Below are 14,614 nucleotides of genomic sequence, written 5' to 3' on the forward strand. Positions count from 1 at the left end.
AGATCAACATGAGTGCCTTCCTGCCCGAATACGCAGAATTATTTTGCATGAGCAATTTTAGCTTCCTGCATGGGGCATCACATTCAGAAGAATTGGTAGCCCGCGCCATCAAACTCGATTACCGTGCCCTGGCCATTACCGATGAGTGTTCATTGGCTGGTGTGGCAAGAGCCTATACCGCAGCAAAAAATACCGGCTTGCATCTCATCATCGGTGCCCACTTCAAACTGGAAGATATAGAAGCACCTGAAAATAATGTGCATCTGATTGCCCTTGCACAAAACCGTGAGGGCTATGGCAATCTCTCTGAAATGATCACTCTTGGAAGATGCCGGGCGACCAAGGGTAGTTATTTATTGACGCCCAAGGATTTCGTCTCGCCACCACCAGGCTTGGAACATTTGTCTGGTTTGCCAGATTGCCTGCTGATACTTGTACCAGCCTACCCCGCAGAAAGCAAGCTACTGCTGCAACAAGCGAAATGGTTGAAGCAAAATTTCCCTGGTCGCGCCTGGATAGGCTTGAATTTACTCATGCAAATTGCAGATGAATATCAAAAACAGCAGGTTGATGCGGCAGCTGAAGCTGTTCAATTACCCGTCGTTGCCATAGGCCAGGTCACCATGCATGTCAGGTCCCGCAAGCCCTTGCAGGACACGATGACTGCCATACGCTTATGCCAGCCCATCACTGAATGTGGTTACACGCTGGCGATGAATGCAGAACAGCACCTGCGTTCGCGTTTAAGGTTAGCGACGATCTATCCGCTGCATACCCTGGCCGAAACTGTGAAAATCGCAGACTTGTGCAGCTTTTCATTGAATGAATTACTCTACGAGTACCCACATGAACTGGTGCCGAAAGGATATACGCCTGCCAGTTATTTAAAGTTCCAGGTCTATAAAGGAGCTGATCTGCGCTATCCGCAAGGTTTGCCCTCATCGGTAAAAAATAAAATAGAACATGAGCTGCACCTGATTAATGATCTGGCTTATGAACCTTATTTTTTGACAGTGTTTGATATCGTCAATTTCGCCAGACAAAAGGAAATACTCTGCCAGGGACGCGGCTCGGCAGCAAACAGTGTGGTCTGCTATTGCCTGCATATCACCGAAGTCAATCCAGAGACACATACCTTGTTGTTTGAACGTTTCCTGTCCAAAGAGAGGGGTGAGCCCCCGGACATCGATGTCGATTTTGAGCATCAACGCCGCGAAGAAGTCATGCAGTATATCTATGATAAATACGGACGTGACCGCGCTGCCATAGCTGCGGCTGTACACACTTACCACCCGCGTGGCGCTTTGCGTGATGTAGGTAAAGCACTGGGTGTAGACCTGACCATCGTCGATGCCGTGGCAAAATCGCATCGCTGGTTTGATAGCAAGCAAGAATTATTCAAGCGCTTCACTGAATGTGGCCTCGACACGAACTCCCCTATCGCCCAGCAATGGGCGCTGTTAACAGGAAAATTGCTGCGTTTCCCACGTCACCTATCCCAGCACAGCGGTGGCTTCGTTATCGCACGTGGCAAATTATCCAGGCTGGTACCAATAGAAAATGCGGCGATGGAAAAGCGTAATGTGATTCAATGGGATAAAGACGATCTTGAATCCCTGGGCTTGCTCAAGGTCGATGTGCTGGCCCTTGGCATGCTGTCAGCACTGCGGCGGGCTTTTGATTTGATGGCTAACTTGCCAGGCAAACCTAAGTGCATGCAGGATGTTCCACGCGAAGATACCCTGACCTATGACATGATCTGCAAGGCAGATACCGTCGGTGTATTCCAGATAGAATCCCGGGCGCAGATGAGTATGCTGCCACGCTTGAGACCCAGAGAATTCTATGACCTGGTGATACAAATTGCCATTGTGCGGCCCGGCCCTATACAAGGTGGCATGGTGCACCCTTATTTGCAAAGACGCCAGGGCAAGCAGCCTGTAGAAATACACAAAAATCCGGGTATGCGAGCGGCACTGCAACGCACTCTCGGGATACCTATTTTCCAGGAACAGGTCATGCAAATTGCCATGCATGCGGCAGACTTTACGGCGGGAGAAGCGGATGGTTTGCGCCGTGCAATGGCAGCCTGGAAACGCAAAGGTGGCCTGGAAGGCTATGAAACCAGGATAGTAGAAACCATGGTCAAAAATGGTTATGAGCGTGATTTTGCTCAAGGGATCTATGAGCAAATGAAGGGGTTTGGTGATTATGGCTTCCCTGAAAGCCATTCAGCCAGCTTTGCCATCCTTGCGTATTTCAGTAGCTGGATCAAGCGCCATGAACCTGCCGTGTTTTTGTGTTCACTATTGAATTCCCAGCCCTTAGGATTTTATTCACCCTCGCAATTGATACAGGATGCACGTCGTCATGATGTGCAAGTCAGGGCCATCGATGTAACTTGTAGCAACTGGGATTCTGCACTTGAAGCAGAGACGCAGCTCAATAAATTTACCGACACCATGCAGCCTGCCGTGCGTATGGGGTTCTCTTTATTGCATGGCATGTCCGAGAGTGCTGCCTTGCGTATCATGGTGGCACGACAGCAACAGGCTTTTATTGATGTGCATGATCTGGCCAAGCGCGCACAGTTGAGCCAACATGATTTGCATGTACTGGCGGCTGGCAATGCCTTGTCAGTGCTGGCCGGACATAGAAGACAGGCATTATGGCAAGCTGTAGGGGCAATGCCGGACAAGGATTTGTTGCGTGTCACCAGCATACAAGAGCAAGTGCCACAACTGAAAGCACCTTCAGAAGCACAGGAAATTTATAGCGACTACCATGCAACCGGGTTCAGTCTGCAACGCCATCCTCTTGCTTTGCTGCGACCACAATTGCTGGCCAAACGCTTCTTGCCAGCAGAAATGCTGAATACCTTTCAACAGGGGCAATTTGCGCGCGGCTGTGGCCTGGTCACGGTAAGACAAAGGCCACAAACGGCCAAGGGCGTCATCTTCATCACCATAGAAGATGAAACCGGCCCAGTGAATGTGATTATCTGGCCAAATGTACTGGAAAAACAGCGTAGTGAAGTCTTGAGTGCGCCACTTCTGGGCGTGTATGGCATCTGGCAATGCGAAGCCGAAGTCAGGCATCTGGTTGCCAAACGCCTGGTGGATATGTCACATCTTCTGGGGCAACTGGAGGTGGGAAGCAGGAACTTTTGCTAAGCTTCCCATGCTCTGTAAATGCACAATATCTACTCCTGGTTATCCTCAGGCAAAGTCAGACGACCGGTGTGATAATCATATTCGTAGACCTCGCCATAGCGTCCCCACTCAATGGCGACTTCGAGTACCCGTTTTGCTTCGTCAGATTTCAAAAACTCTTCCAGCAAATCTATCAGCGGTTCTTCAGACAAGCTGCCACTGGTTTCCGATTCCAGATTGCGGCGTATATGTGCTGCCAATGGAACATGGGTCAGCAATTGTTGACCAAACAATTCCTGCTTTTGCGCCTGTTCTACTTCCACATATTTTTTACCCAGCGGTGTCAGCATGATGTCGCCTTTTTCCAGCACGGCAAAACCCAACAGGCTCAGGGCTTCATAGGTCGGGAATAATTCTTCATCCGACAATTCAGCTTCTTCTGCCAATTGTGGCAAGTCGGCACGGCCATTGAATGGAGCTTCCGCCAGCAAATCGAGAATACCTTCGATGCGGCTGACATCCGTCTCTGGCAAACGATAACCCAGGTGACGGGCATTGGGTGTATCCGCTGCTGCTTCATGGGTGGCGCGCATGGTCATCAAGCCATACACTTCATCAATCAAGGCACGGACTTCCAGCGAATCCACATCACGTGGCCTGGGCAGGTCGATCTTGATTTCGCATCTGACCGAACCCGGGTCACTGGACAGAATAATGATGCGGTCTGCCATCATAACGGCTTCTTCAATATTGTGCGAAACGATCAGGATACCTTTAGTGGATATACGGTCTTCTTCCCACAGTTCCAGCATGTCATTACGCAGGGTTTCACCTGTCAGCACATCCAGGGCAGAAAAAGCCTCATCCATGAGCAGCACGTCAGGATTGGTGACCAGTGCCCTGGCTATACCAACACGCTGTTTCATGCCGCCAGAAAGTTCACGTGGCAAGGCACCACCAAAACCAGCCAGGCCTATCAATTCGAGGACTGCATCGGCCCTTTGTTCACGCTCTGCTGCCGGTACACCCTGGGCTTCAAGACCCAGTTCTACATTCTGCTGTACAGTCAGCCATGGGAATAAGGCGAAGGACTGGAATACCATCGCTATGCCTGCGACTGGCCCACCAATCGCTTTGTCGCGATAAGCCACTTTACCAGCATCTGCCGGTATCAAACCAGCCATGATGCGCAATAGAGTGGATTTTCCGGAACCAGATTTGCCCAGCAAGGCGACGATCTCGCCATCTTTAAGCTGGAAATCAACTTTGTCCAGTATCAGGCGCGACTTACCGTCTGCTGCTTTAAAAGATTTGGCTACCTGATGCAGATCGAGCAATAAATTTTGAGTCATCTTGAATTCCTTGATGAATTATCTTGACGTTAGCTATAAGGCTTAACGCAGATGGTCTTCGGCCAGCAAATACAATTTGCGCCAGAAAAAGCGGTTCAGCAGCATGACAAATACGCACATCACGCCTATGCCCAAAGCGATACGATGAAAATCCCCCGTCTCCGTCATTTGCTTGATATAGCTACCCAAGCCATCGGCCACCAGTGTAGTTTTACCCCAGGTCACATACTCTGCCACGATACTGGCATTCCATGAGCCACCACTGGCAGTAATTGCGCCTGTGATATAGCTGGGGAAAACAGCAGGCAAATATACGCGCTTCCATTTGAGCCAGCCTTTTAAACCCAGGTTATCTGCAGCCAGCCGCAATTCATTGGGGATAGTGGCAGCACCAGCCACGACATTGAACAGGATGTACCACTGCGTACCAAATACCATCAAAGGACTGAGCCAGATATTCGGCGTCAGTTTGAATGTCACCATGGCAAATACCACCAGGGGGAACATCAGATTAACGGGGAAAGCCGCCAGAAACTGCGCCATCGCCTGCACTTTTTGTGAATACTGTGGGCGCAAACCTATCCAGACTGCAACCGGTACCCAAAACAAGGAAGCCAGGGCAATCAATAACATGACGCGCACCAGAGTAATCAAGCCCAGACCCAGCACATGCGCCACTTCAGTCCAACCCACCACACTGTGTATAAAAATGAAGAGGCTATATATGGCAGAAATTGAAGCCAGCAACAAAGCTGCATCAAAAATTTTGGGCCACGCTGGATGAGTAAAACGCTGCTTGACTTGTATGCTGGTGCCATCACCTTGCACACTAAACCATGACAGGCCACGCCCAAGGAAAAGCCAGAACCTGGCTATCCATGCACGGAATAAACGGCTGTTACGCATCCAGTCCAGCAACCATGATTGCTGCGCAGTGTCACCTTGAGTCTCTTCAAAACGGAATTTATCAGCCCAGGCCAGCAAGGGACGGAAAAACAATTGGTCGTACAACAATATACCAATGAGCATGGCAGCAATCGCCCAAGTGATGGCCATACCGTCCCTGGCTTCAATTGCTACTGCAATATAGGAGCCTATGCCTGGTAATTTAATATCTTGCCCTGCCACAGAAATAGCCTCTGCCGCCACCAGGAAAAACCAGCCGCCGGACATGGACATCATCATATTCCATAACAAGCCGGGCATGGCGAATGGCAGTTCCAGGCGCCAGAAACGCTGCCAGCCGGACAATCTGAAAATCTGCGCCGCTTCTTTTAACTCAGGTGGCACATTACGTATCGATTGATACAGACTGAATGCCATATTCCATGCCTGGGACGTGAAAATCGCAAAAATGGCTGCACACTCCACACCCAGCAAATTACCAGGGAACAAGGCAATAAAAGGCGCAATAGCAATCGCCTGAAAACCAAGAATAGGCACAGATTGCAAGATATCCAGCGCCGGTATCATGACTTTTTCAGCTGCGGCATATTTGGCTGCAACAGCCGCAAATATCAAACTAAAGATCAGGGAAAAAGCCAGTGCCGTAAACATGCGCAAGATGGTGCGCAATAAATAATAAGGCAAATAAGCAGGATCAAGACTGATTTGCAAAGCTTCGCCCACCGCAAAAGGACGGCTCATCTGCATGGCGGCAAATGCAAAAATACCCAGCAACGCCAAAACCAAAGGGAGTAAAGCCCAATCCCAGCGATTTGGACCTTTATCCCCGGTGACAACATCACGCCCTTGTTGGCGGAACAATTCAAACATGAATGCTCCTCAACACAATGAAAGTAATAGCAAAATAACGGCACATAGCATACCTCCTGTCACAAACATCAAGTCCGGACAAAGATGAACTGCGCGGCAGAGCACATGCATGCTGACAATAGCCAGCGCCACGCAAAATTTTAAACAGGGGTAAAAGTAGAGAGCAGCAAGACTGCTGCGAAAGACTACTACCCGCCAGATGGCAAGGTAGCAAGAGAAAATCTGTGCTTACATTGCCAAGTTGAGTGATGATCGACAACTATAACTGTCCACAGATGTGCTCCGAAAATGAGATGCGCGAACTTTAACATAAACTTTGTTTTGCAGGCAAGATGTTGCAACGCAAAAAGACTATTTTTTAAGCGCTTGCATGCGTTCTTTGAGCAAGGTGGCAATTTCCCTTTGCTCAAGCTCAGTTGCAAAATCGAGAGCCGTTAAACCCAATTCATTTTTCAGATGAGGATCAGCTCCCTCATTGAGCAATAAGCTGACAATAAGCTCTTTGTTTGAGCGTGCCGCCATCATTAAAGGCGTCGTCTTGTTGGGGGATTCGGCATCGATATAGGCAGAATGTTCGAGTAACAAGGCAACAATATCCTTGTTGCCGCCAGCTGCTGCATAGTGCAAGGCACACCAGCCGACTTGATTAACTTCGGCATCGTGTGCAAGCAAGGCTTTAACAGCGGGGAGATTGCCAAGATAACTGGCCAACATTAAGATGGTGTCACCATTTCTGGCTCTTGCTTCCAGTTTGATATCCTTGCGCTCTAGCAAAGCTAGAAAAACTTTCTTTGAATTTTCGCGCAAGGCAATCATGAGCAAGGTTTCACCACGGCTCGCTTCAGTTGCATTCACATCCATGCCTTGCTGCAGTAGCTCTGTCACCTTATCCACTGCATCAAAGCGCACAGCAAAAATCAAATCATCTTTATCGTCTGCAAAAGCGCAAGAGGAAGACAGCCACAATAGCAAACAAGCCAGGCAATTCAAAAAGGTTTTTTGATGAGCGTAAAATGCAAATGACCTGGGTGTTTGCATGTCAGTCCTTAATGTGCAAATTGAAACAATTGAAAGAAATTTTTGGTCGTGGTTTCCTGCACTTCTTTGACAGAGATCCCTTTTAAGTCTGCCAGAAACTCGCCTACATGTCGTACGAATCCAGGTTCATTCATTTTGCCACGATGCGGTGCCGGTGCCAGATAAGGGGAATCAGTCTCTATCAAAATACGATCAAGCGGCAAGGCTTTGGCAACTGCCTGCAAATCTTTAGCACTTTTAAAAGTAAGTATGCCTGAGAATGAAATATAAAAGCCAAGGTCCACTGCAGCTTGCGCCACTTCCAGAGATTCGGTGAAACAGTGCATGACACCGGCCACGCCACCCTGCGCCGTGCCAGCCCCCTCTTCTTTCATGATGCGTATAGTATCTTCAGCCGCTGCCCGGGTGTGGATGATCAGGGGCTTGCGGCATATGCGCGATGCACGGATATGTTGCCTGAAACGCTCACGCTGCCATTCCAGATCACCTTTCAAGCGAAAATAGTCAAGCCCGGTTTCACCGATGGCAATAATTTTATCGTGATCCGCCAGCTTGACCAATTGCTCGGCGCTTGGTTCTTCTGTTTCTTCATAATCTGGATGCACACCTACGGAAGCATAGATGTGCGGGTATTGCTCTGCCAGTGCCAGCACTTGCGGAAAATCAGGTAAATCAACCGAGACACACAACGCGTGCGTGACCCCATTTTCTTGCATCTTGCCTAAAATCTCAGGCAAACGCTCAGCCAGTTCGGGGAAATTGATATGACAATGAGAATCAACGTACATGCTTGCTACTCTTAAGGAAATATGGCGCAAAGGCCGACAGCAAACACCTGAGGCAAATCGCCTCAGGCCGCTGAGATCAATTGTAATACGGCTTGCGCCGAGACGTTGGCAGTGTCACGCAAGAGGGAATGGTGCATATCGACGAAGCGCTGCTTCAGACGCTCCTGCAAAGCGCTGTCGCTTAACTGCTGCCACAATGCATCGGCCATAGCATCTGGTCTGGCAGCTGATTGCAAAAACTCTGGCACCAGAAATTCACGCGCCAGGATATTTGGCAAGCCTATCCATGGTTGGTAACCCATGTGCCGCAAAATCTGCCATGAGGCTTCCATCATCTTGTAGGCAATCACCATGGGCTTTTTGAACAGCGCCACTTCCAGCGATGCCGTGCCCGATGCAACCAGTACAGCATCTGCTGCAGCAATGGCAGTATGCGAGCGACCATCAATCAGCAAGATTGGCACATTATCCAGTTTGGCATCAACTACCAGCTTGATGTAATAACTGCGCTGTTTTTCACCTGCCATCGGCACGACGATTTGCAAATGTGGGTCGCGCTGACAGAGTATTTTTGCTGTCTGGATAAAGGCTTCAGTATTGTATTTGATCTCAGACATGCGGCTGCCCGGCAAGATCGTGACCACTCTGGCGTTTTTGTCCAGGCCCAGTTCATCCCTGGCGGCAGCCATGTCAGTTTCCATGGGAATGACTTGTGCAAGTGGGTGGCCTACGTAAGTCACTGGTATGCCAGCTTTGCGGTAAATCTCTTCTTCAAACGGAAACACCACCAGCATATAGGAAACTGCTTCGGCTATTTTTTTGATGCGGCCACCACGCCAGGCCCAGATTGATGGACTGATGTAGTGCATGGTGGGAATACCTGCGCGCTTTAACTGGATTTCCAGATCCAGATTAAAGTCGGGTGCATCAACACCAATGAAGATATCCGGTTTTTCCAGCAATAACTGTTCACGTAATTGCTTGCGTATGCCACTGATTTCACGGTAATGCGCCAGCACTTCAAACAGGCCACGTACAGACAGTTTTTCCATGGACCAGTCGTTGATGAAGCCATGCTCCGCCATGCGCGGGCCACCTATGCCATGCATATGAGCATCAGGCAAAGCCGGGCGCAAACCTGACAAGAGACGGTTGGCCAGCATGTCACCAGAGGTTTCTCCGGCGACCATGGCTATAATTGGTCGATTCGTCACAATATAATTAGCGGACTATGCCACGGGTAGCAGCATCCAGGAAATGACGCATGGACTGTACGTGAAGAGCCACATCGGTTTCTAATTCAGCAATCTGTTCATCAATGGCTGCTTTAGCTTCTTCCAAGGTCAAGCCGGACTTGTAGATCAGCTTGTAAGTCTGGCGTATGGCCGAAATCTGCTCACGGCTGAAACCGCGGCGCTTCAAGCCTTCGACATTGATACCATGGGCCGCTGCCGGATTGCCATTCAACATGACGAATGGCGGTACGTCCTGCAATAAGGACGTGCCCATGCCACACATCGCATGTGCACCTATCTTGCAGAACTGGTGCACATTGGTAAAACCACCCAAAATAACCCAGTCACCGACATGCACATGGCCAGCCAAAGCAGCATTATTGGCGAATATGACATTATTGCCAACCTGGCAGTCATGTGCCAGATGTACATAAGCCATGATCCAATTATCGTTACCCAGGCGTGTTACGCCATTATCCTGAACTGTGCCCAGATTAAAGGTACAAAATTCGCGGATGACGTTATTGTCACCAATTTCCAGACGGGTAGGTTCGCCCGCGTACTTCTTGTCCTGTGGTGCTGCACCTATAGAGGAAAACTGGTAGAAGGTATTATTCCGGCCTATCGTCGTATGCCCTTCTATGACTACGTGCGGACCTATCTTGGTACCTTCGGCTATCCTCACATGGGGACCGATGATTGAATAAGCACCAACTTCAACGGTACTATCCAGTTGGGCCTTGGGGTCGATCAGTGCGCTTGGGTGGATATGCATTTTGCTCTCCTAGGCTTCATCTTTCGTGCGCATGGTGCACATCAATTCGCCTTCTACCGCCAATTGGCCATCTACTGTGGCTTTGGCCTTGTATTTCCAGATGCCACGTGCAACCTTGATGATTTCTACTTCCATCTTCAACTGGTCACCAGGCTCAACCGGGCGCTTGAAACGTGCGCCATCAATGCCAAGGAAATACACAATAGTATTTTCATCTGGCTTTTTACCCATGGTTAAAAATGAGAGTATGGCAGCAGTTTGTGCCAATGCCTCTATCATCAATACACCTGGCATGACGGGTTTATTGGGGAAATGGCCGTTGAAAAACTCTTCATTCGCCGTAACATTCTTGATCGCGGTAATGGTCTTGCCATCTTCCCAGTTCAGTACACGATCGACCAGCAACATTGGGTAGCGATGCGGCAAATATTCTTTGATTTGATTGATGTCCAGGCTATTCATGATCTTTTTCAGTCAGTGTTTTCATTGTTTTTTCGAGGTAACGCATTTTTTCACGCATGCCCGATAAATTGCGTACGATGGCAGCCGTTTTTTCCCAGTCAGCATTTTTTGCCAAAGGGTAGAAGCCCGTATATTGGCCCGCTTCCAGAATGGAGCGTGACACCATACTGGCAGAAGAAATGTGGACATTATCCACGATGGTCAGATGCCCCAAAACCATCGCTGCACCGCCAAAGGTGCAATATTTACCTATCTTGGCACTACCTGCCACACCTACGCAGCCAGCCATGGCCGTATGCGCGCCTATGTGACAGTTATGGCCTATTTGTATCTGGTTATCGAGCTTTACGCCCTCTTCTATGATGGTATCAGCCAGGGCGCCACGGTCTATACTGGTATTGGCACCGATTTCTACATCGTCACCGATCAATACCCTGCCCGTTTGCGGGATCTTTATCCATTGGCCTTTTTCATTGGCGAAGCCAAAACCATCAGCACCTATCACGGCGCCAGAATGAATGATGCAACGCTGTCCCAACACGCAATAGTCGTAAATACTGACATTGGCATGTATCAGGCTATTGTCACCGATCACCACGCCACGGCCTATCACAGCACCGGGTTTGATGACAACATGCTCACCTATCACTGCCTCGGCATCTATGCTGACATTTGCTCCTATGCTGGCAGTAGCAGCAACGACCGCATGAGGGTTGACCCAGGCAGCAGGATGCACACCGATCAATGCAGGTATTGCATTGAGAGTAGCAAAATATTGCGCAGCCCTGGCAAAATACACATAAGGCTGCGGAACAATCAGACAGATACCGGCATAGTCTTTACCGATTTGCTCAAAATCGGCCTGTGTCAGTATCAGTGCAGCCGCTTGTGTGACGGCAGCTTGTTGACGTAATTTGGGATTGGATAAAAAGGTAATATGCTGTTCACCGGCTTCACTCAGAGGAGCAATGCCAGTGACAGTGATATCAGGTGAACCAGTCAACTGACCACCGAAGCGATCGACCAATTCACCTAGCCGAATGCTTGCGGTCATAGGAATTATTTGGAGAGTGCTTTGAGAACTTTGTCAGTAATATCGATACGGGCGCTGTGATAGACAGAGTCTTGCAAGACCAGGTCAATTTTCTCAGCTTCTGCAATTTGCTTGATCACTTTTTGCGCACGTTCTACCAGGGAAGCGATTTCTTCATTCTGACGCTGATTGACATCTTCATTGTAAGAACGCTGCTTGCGCTTGAAAGTCTGGTCTAGTTCAGTGATTTCACGCTGACGAACAACACGATCCGCCTCTGACAATAAAGGCGCGTCTTTTTCATACTTTTCTGCTGTCGCCTTTAATTTTTTTGCCAGATTTTCCAGTTCTTCACCACGCTTTTGAAACTCAACTTTCAGCTTGGCTTCTGCCGCCTTGGCTGGCAAGGATTCACGCATCACCCTCTGCGAATCAAAAATCGCTATTTTCGTGTCTTGCGCCTGGGCTTGAGCAACGCTAAAAACGCAAGCCGCACAAACCATCAAGCGTTGCAACAATTTGGTCGGGGTAGTAAGTTGACTCAAAATAATCTCCGTAACACGTACTAAAACAAATATAGCCTGCTTAAGCAATTAGAAGCCCGTTCCCATCTGGAACTGGAATGTTTGCTTTTTGTCCTCTGGTTTTGCATTCAAAGCCTTACCAAAGCTCAATTTCAAAGGACCGACAGGCGATATCCAGCTTATACCTATACCTGCAGAAAAACGTAAGTCTTTTGGCCTGACTTTTTGCCCCTCATCAAAGACATTACCACCATCCACAAAAGTGAACCAGCGCAAGGACTTATCAGCACCAGGGAAAGGAATTTGTAATTCTACATTAGCCAGCACCCTGGTTGAACCACCCAGTGCATCACCATTTGGATCTCTGGTGCCCAAAGAGGATGGTTCATAGCCACGTACAGAACCTATACCACCTGCATAGAAGTTTTTGAACAAAGGATAAGCCTTGCCACCCAATCCATGACCATAGTCAAATTCGCCATTCAATGCCAGAACAATGGAACGATAAACTGGCTGGAACAATTGCGCATTATAAATCGCACGGTAGTATTTAAAACTACCAAAAGCAGCAAGCTCAAGATTGGCGCGTTGGTAGCGACCTATGGTAGGTGTCAAGACACTATCCCTGCTATCTCTTTGCCAGGCAGCTGTCAAAGGATAAGAATTCGTGACTGCCTCGCCGATACCATAAAACGGATCAGTGATATCTTTGCTGCCATTGCCATAGTCAGCAACGTATTTCAAATAGCGCGGCGGACTCAAATAATAGGTTTCTACCTTGGTACGTTCAAAGCCCAGACCAAAGAAAACGGTATCAACCTCAGAGAATGGCACGCCAAACCGCAATGCACCGCCTGTGGTTTGAATTTTGTAATCACCAGCACTACCTATGATAGGACGTGTTGTGCGTAAAAACATCTCTATATTTCTGCTAACACCATCGTCAGTGAAATAAGGATCAGTGTGGGCAACCGCAATAGTACGATTTTGGCGGCTGGTATTGATGTCCAGGCCTATCGTATCACCACTACCAAAAGCATTGGCTTGCTGGATAGAACCCGTCAAGGTCAGTTTTTCTGCGCTTGAGTAACCCGCACCAAACAGTAAGTTACCGGTAGGTTTTTCAGTTACAGTCAGGTTCACATCCACCTGATCCACACTGGTTGGCACTTCTGGTGTTTCTATCGTGACATCTTTAAAGTAACCCAGGCGCTCTACACGGTCACGTGAAGTCTTGATTTTTTCACCGTCATACCAGGAACTCTCAAATTGACGGAATTCACGGCGAATGACTTCATCACGCGTACGTGTATTACCCGCCAGATTGATGCGGCGTACATACACGCGCTTACCAGGGTCAACAAAGATGGTGAACGCAACTTCTTTCTTCTCTTTGTTCAGGATAGGGTTGGCATTCACGTTAGCAAAGGCATAACCAAAGTTACCCATGCGCTCAGAAATTCGCTTGGTACTTTCGGTCAGGCGGGCAGCATTGTAAATATTGCCGCTCTTCAACAGTAAAAGGGAAGCCAGTTCTTCTTCACGTCCCAAAGTATCGCCTTCGAGTTTGATGTCGGAAACCGTGTATTTATCACCCTCTTCCAGATTGATGGTAATGTAGATATCTTTTTTATCCGGGGTAATGGAAATCTGCGTGGACAGGATTTGCATTTCCAGATAGCCACGGTTCTGATAAAAAGAACGCAGAGTTTCTATATCGCCCGACAGCTTTTGCTTGGAATACTGATCTGCCTTGGTATACCAGGTAAACCAGCCTGGTGTCGTCAAGGTCAGCAAATCGCGGATTTCACCGTCAGAAAACGCTTTATTGCCAATAATATTGATTTGCGCGATTTTAGCAATTTCGCCTTCTTCAACCGCAAAAGTGACATTCACACGATTACGCTCTATAGGCGTGATCGTGGTCGTGATTTGCATGCCATACAAGCCCTTGGACAGGTATTGACGTTTCAATTCCTGTTCGGCGCGATCTACGGTCGCTTTATCAAAAATGCGTGATTCACCAACGCCTATGTCTTTCAAAGCCTTGACCAGCGCATCTTTTTCAAATTCCTTGGTGCCGGTAAACTCCACGCCGGCAATGGTCGGACGCTCTTCCAGCAAAACCACCAGGATGCCATCTTGCACTTCTATCTGAACATCCTTGAAAAAACCCGTCGCATACAGGGATTTGATCGCAGTTGTACTTTTTGCGTCATCAAATTGCTCGCCAACCTTGACAGGCAAATAGCTAAATACAGTACCGGCCTCCGTCCGTTGCAAGCCTTCTACACGTATATCCTTGACTGTGAAGGGCTCAATCGCGAGTGCATTTCCGGTGCAAAGTGCTAATGCAGCCAAAGATAATGCATGACGACGAAAATGGGCTAAAGTGAACTGCTCGATATGTAATTTCATTGGGTATAAATTTCTTTCAATACTCTCAATATTGCTATCTGAAATGAGTTTCTGTCATCAA

At 48.5% G+C, this 14,614-nt stretch carries 11 protein-coding genes; 1 reads left to right on the forward strand and 10 read right to left on the reverse strand.

The window, feature by feature from the left end:
* Positions 1–8 precede the first annotated feature (8 nt).
* Positions 9–3,173 carry an error-prone DNA polymerase gene (locus ACO0LC_RS14665; protein ID WP_423004298.1) on the forward strand — a complete coding sequence of 1,055 codons (3,165 nt, stop codon included), beginning with the start codon at positions 9–11 and terminating at the stop codon, positions 3,171–3,173.
* A gap of 29 nt (positions 3,174–3,202) precedes the next feature.
* Here ACO0LC_RS14665 and ACO0LC_RS14670 read toward each other — a convergent pair whose 3' ends face one another.
* The 10 genes from ACO0LC_RS14670 to bamA form a co-directional block, all read right to left on the reverse strand.
* Complete coding sequence (locus ACO0LC_RS14670; protein ID WP_423004300.1) at positions 3,203–4,504, reverse strand: AAA-associated domain-containing protein; 1,302 nt, start codon at positions 4,502–4,504, stop codon at positions 3,203–3,205.
* A gap of 42 nt (positions 4,505–4,546) precedes the next feature.
* Entirely contained in the window at positions 4,547–6,280 is a 1,734-nt protein-coding gene (locus ACO0LC_RS14675; protein WP_423004302.1) for an ABC transporter permease, read from the reverse strand.
* A 351-nt stretch (positions 6,281–6,631) separates the two neighbouring features.
* Positions 6,632–7,318, reverse strand: coding sequence for an ankyrin repeat domain-containing protein (locus ACO0LC_RS14680; RefSeq protein ID WP_423004304.1), 687 nt, complete (start codon positions 7,316–7,318; stop codon positions 6,632–6,634).
* 8 nt (positions 7,319–7,326) lie between these two features.
* Positions 7,327–8,106, reverse strand: a complete 780-nt coding sequence (locus tag ACO0LC_RS14685; RefSeq protein ID WP_423004306.1) for a TatD family hydrolase — start codon at positions 8,104–8,106, stop codon at positions 7,327–7,329.
* A 62-nt stretch (positions 8,107–8,168) separates the two neighbouring features.
* A complete protein-coding gene (gene lpxB / locus ACO0LC_RS14690) occupies positions 8,169–9,302 on the reverse strand; it encodes a lipid-A-disaccharide synthase (RefSeq protein ID WP_423004747.1) in 1,134 nt (377 codons plus the stop codon).
* 25 nt (positions 9,303–9,327) lie between these two features.
* Positions 9,328–10,116: an acyl-ACP--UDP-N-acetylglucosamine O-acyltransferase gene (gene lpxA, locus ACO0LC_RS14695; RefSeq protein ID WP_423004308.1), complete on the reverse strand. Its 789-nt coding sequence runs from the start codon at positions 10,114–10,116 to the stop codon at positions 9,328–9,330.
* A 9-nt stretch (positions 10,117–10,125) separates the two neighbouring features.
* Complete coding sequence (gene fabZ, locus ACO0LC_RS14700; RefSeq protein ID WP_423004310.1) at positions 10,126–10,578, reverse strand: 3-hydroxyacyl-ACP dehydratase FabZ; 453 nt, start codon at positions 10,576–10,578, stop codon at positions 10,126–10,128.
* Entirely contained in the window at positions 10,571–11,632 is a 1,062-nt protein-coding gene (gene lpxD / locus ACO0LC_RS14705; protein WP_423004312.1) for a UDP-3-O-(3-hydroxymyristoyl)glucosamine N-acyltransferase, read from the reverse strand. Before lpxD ends, fabZ begins: the two co-directional genes overlap by 8 nt.
* Positions 11,633–11,637: 5 nt before the next feature.
* A complete protein-coding gene (locus tag ACO0LC_RS14710) occupies positions 11,638–12,114 on the reverse strand; it encodes an OmpH family outer membrane protein (protein WP_423004749.1) in 477 nt (158 codons plus the stop codon).
* Between the two features lie 90 nt (positions 12,115–12,204).
* Entirely contained in the window at positions 12,205–14,553 is a 2,349-nt protein-coding gene (gene bamA / locus ACO0LC_RS14715; protein WP_423004314.1) for an outer membrane protein assembly factor BamA, read from the reverse strand.
* Between the last annotated feature and the right edge of the window lie 61 nt (positions 14,554–14,614).

This window comes from Undibacterium sp. JH2W, assembly GCF_049340425.1.
Classification (GTDB): Bacteria; Pseudomonadota; Gammaproteobacteria; order Burkholderiales; family Burkholderiaceae_D; genus Undibacterium.

Coding starts and splice junctions, on each gene's coding strand:
- ACO0LC_RS14710 (WP_423004749.1), bottom strand. CDS start 12,114: ATGGTTTGTGCGGCTTGCGTTTTTAGCGTTGCTCAAGCCCAGGCGCAA.
- lpxA (WP_423004308.1), bottom strand. CDS start 10,116: ATGCATATCCACCCAAGCGCACTGATCGACCCCAAGGCCCAACTGGAT.
- bamA (WP_423004314.1), bottom strand. CDS start 14,553: ATGAAATTACATATCGAGCAGTTCACTTTAGCCCATTTTCGTCGTCAT.
- ACO0LC_RS14675 (WP_423004302.1), bottom strand. CDS start 6,280: ATGTTTGAATTGTTCCGCCAACAAGGGCGTGATGTTGTCACCGGGGAT.
- ACO0LC_RS14665 (WP_423004298.1), top strand. CDS start 9: ATGAGTGCCTTCCTGCCCGAATACGCAGAATTATTTTGCATGAGCAAT.
- fabZ (WP_423004310.1), bottom strand. CDS start 10,578: ATGAATAGCCTGGACATCAATCAAATCAAAGAATATTTGCCGCATCGC.
- lpxD (WP_423004312.1), bottom strand. CDS start 11,632: ATGACCGCAAGCATTCGGCTAGGTGAATTGGTCGATCGCTTCGGTGGT.
- ACO0LC_RS14685 (WP_423004306.1), bottom strand. CDS start 8,106: ATGTACGTTGATTCTCATTGTCATATCAATTTCCCCGAACTGGCTGAG.
- ACO0LC_RS14670 (WP_423004300.1), bottom strand. CDS start 4,504: ATGACTCAAAATTTATTGCTCGATCTGCATCAGGTAGCCAAATCTTTT.
- ACO0LC_RS14680 (WP_423004304.1), bottom strand. CDS start 7,318: ATGCAAACACCCAGGTCATTTGCATTTTACGCTCATCAAAAAACCTTT.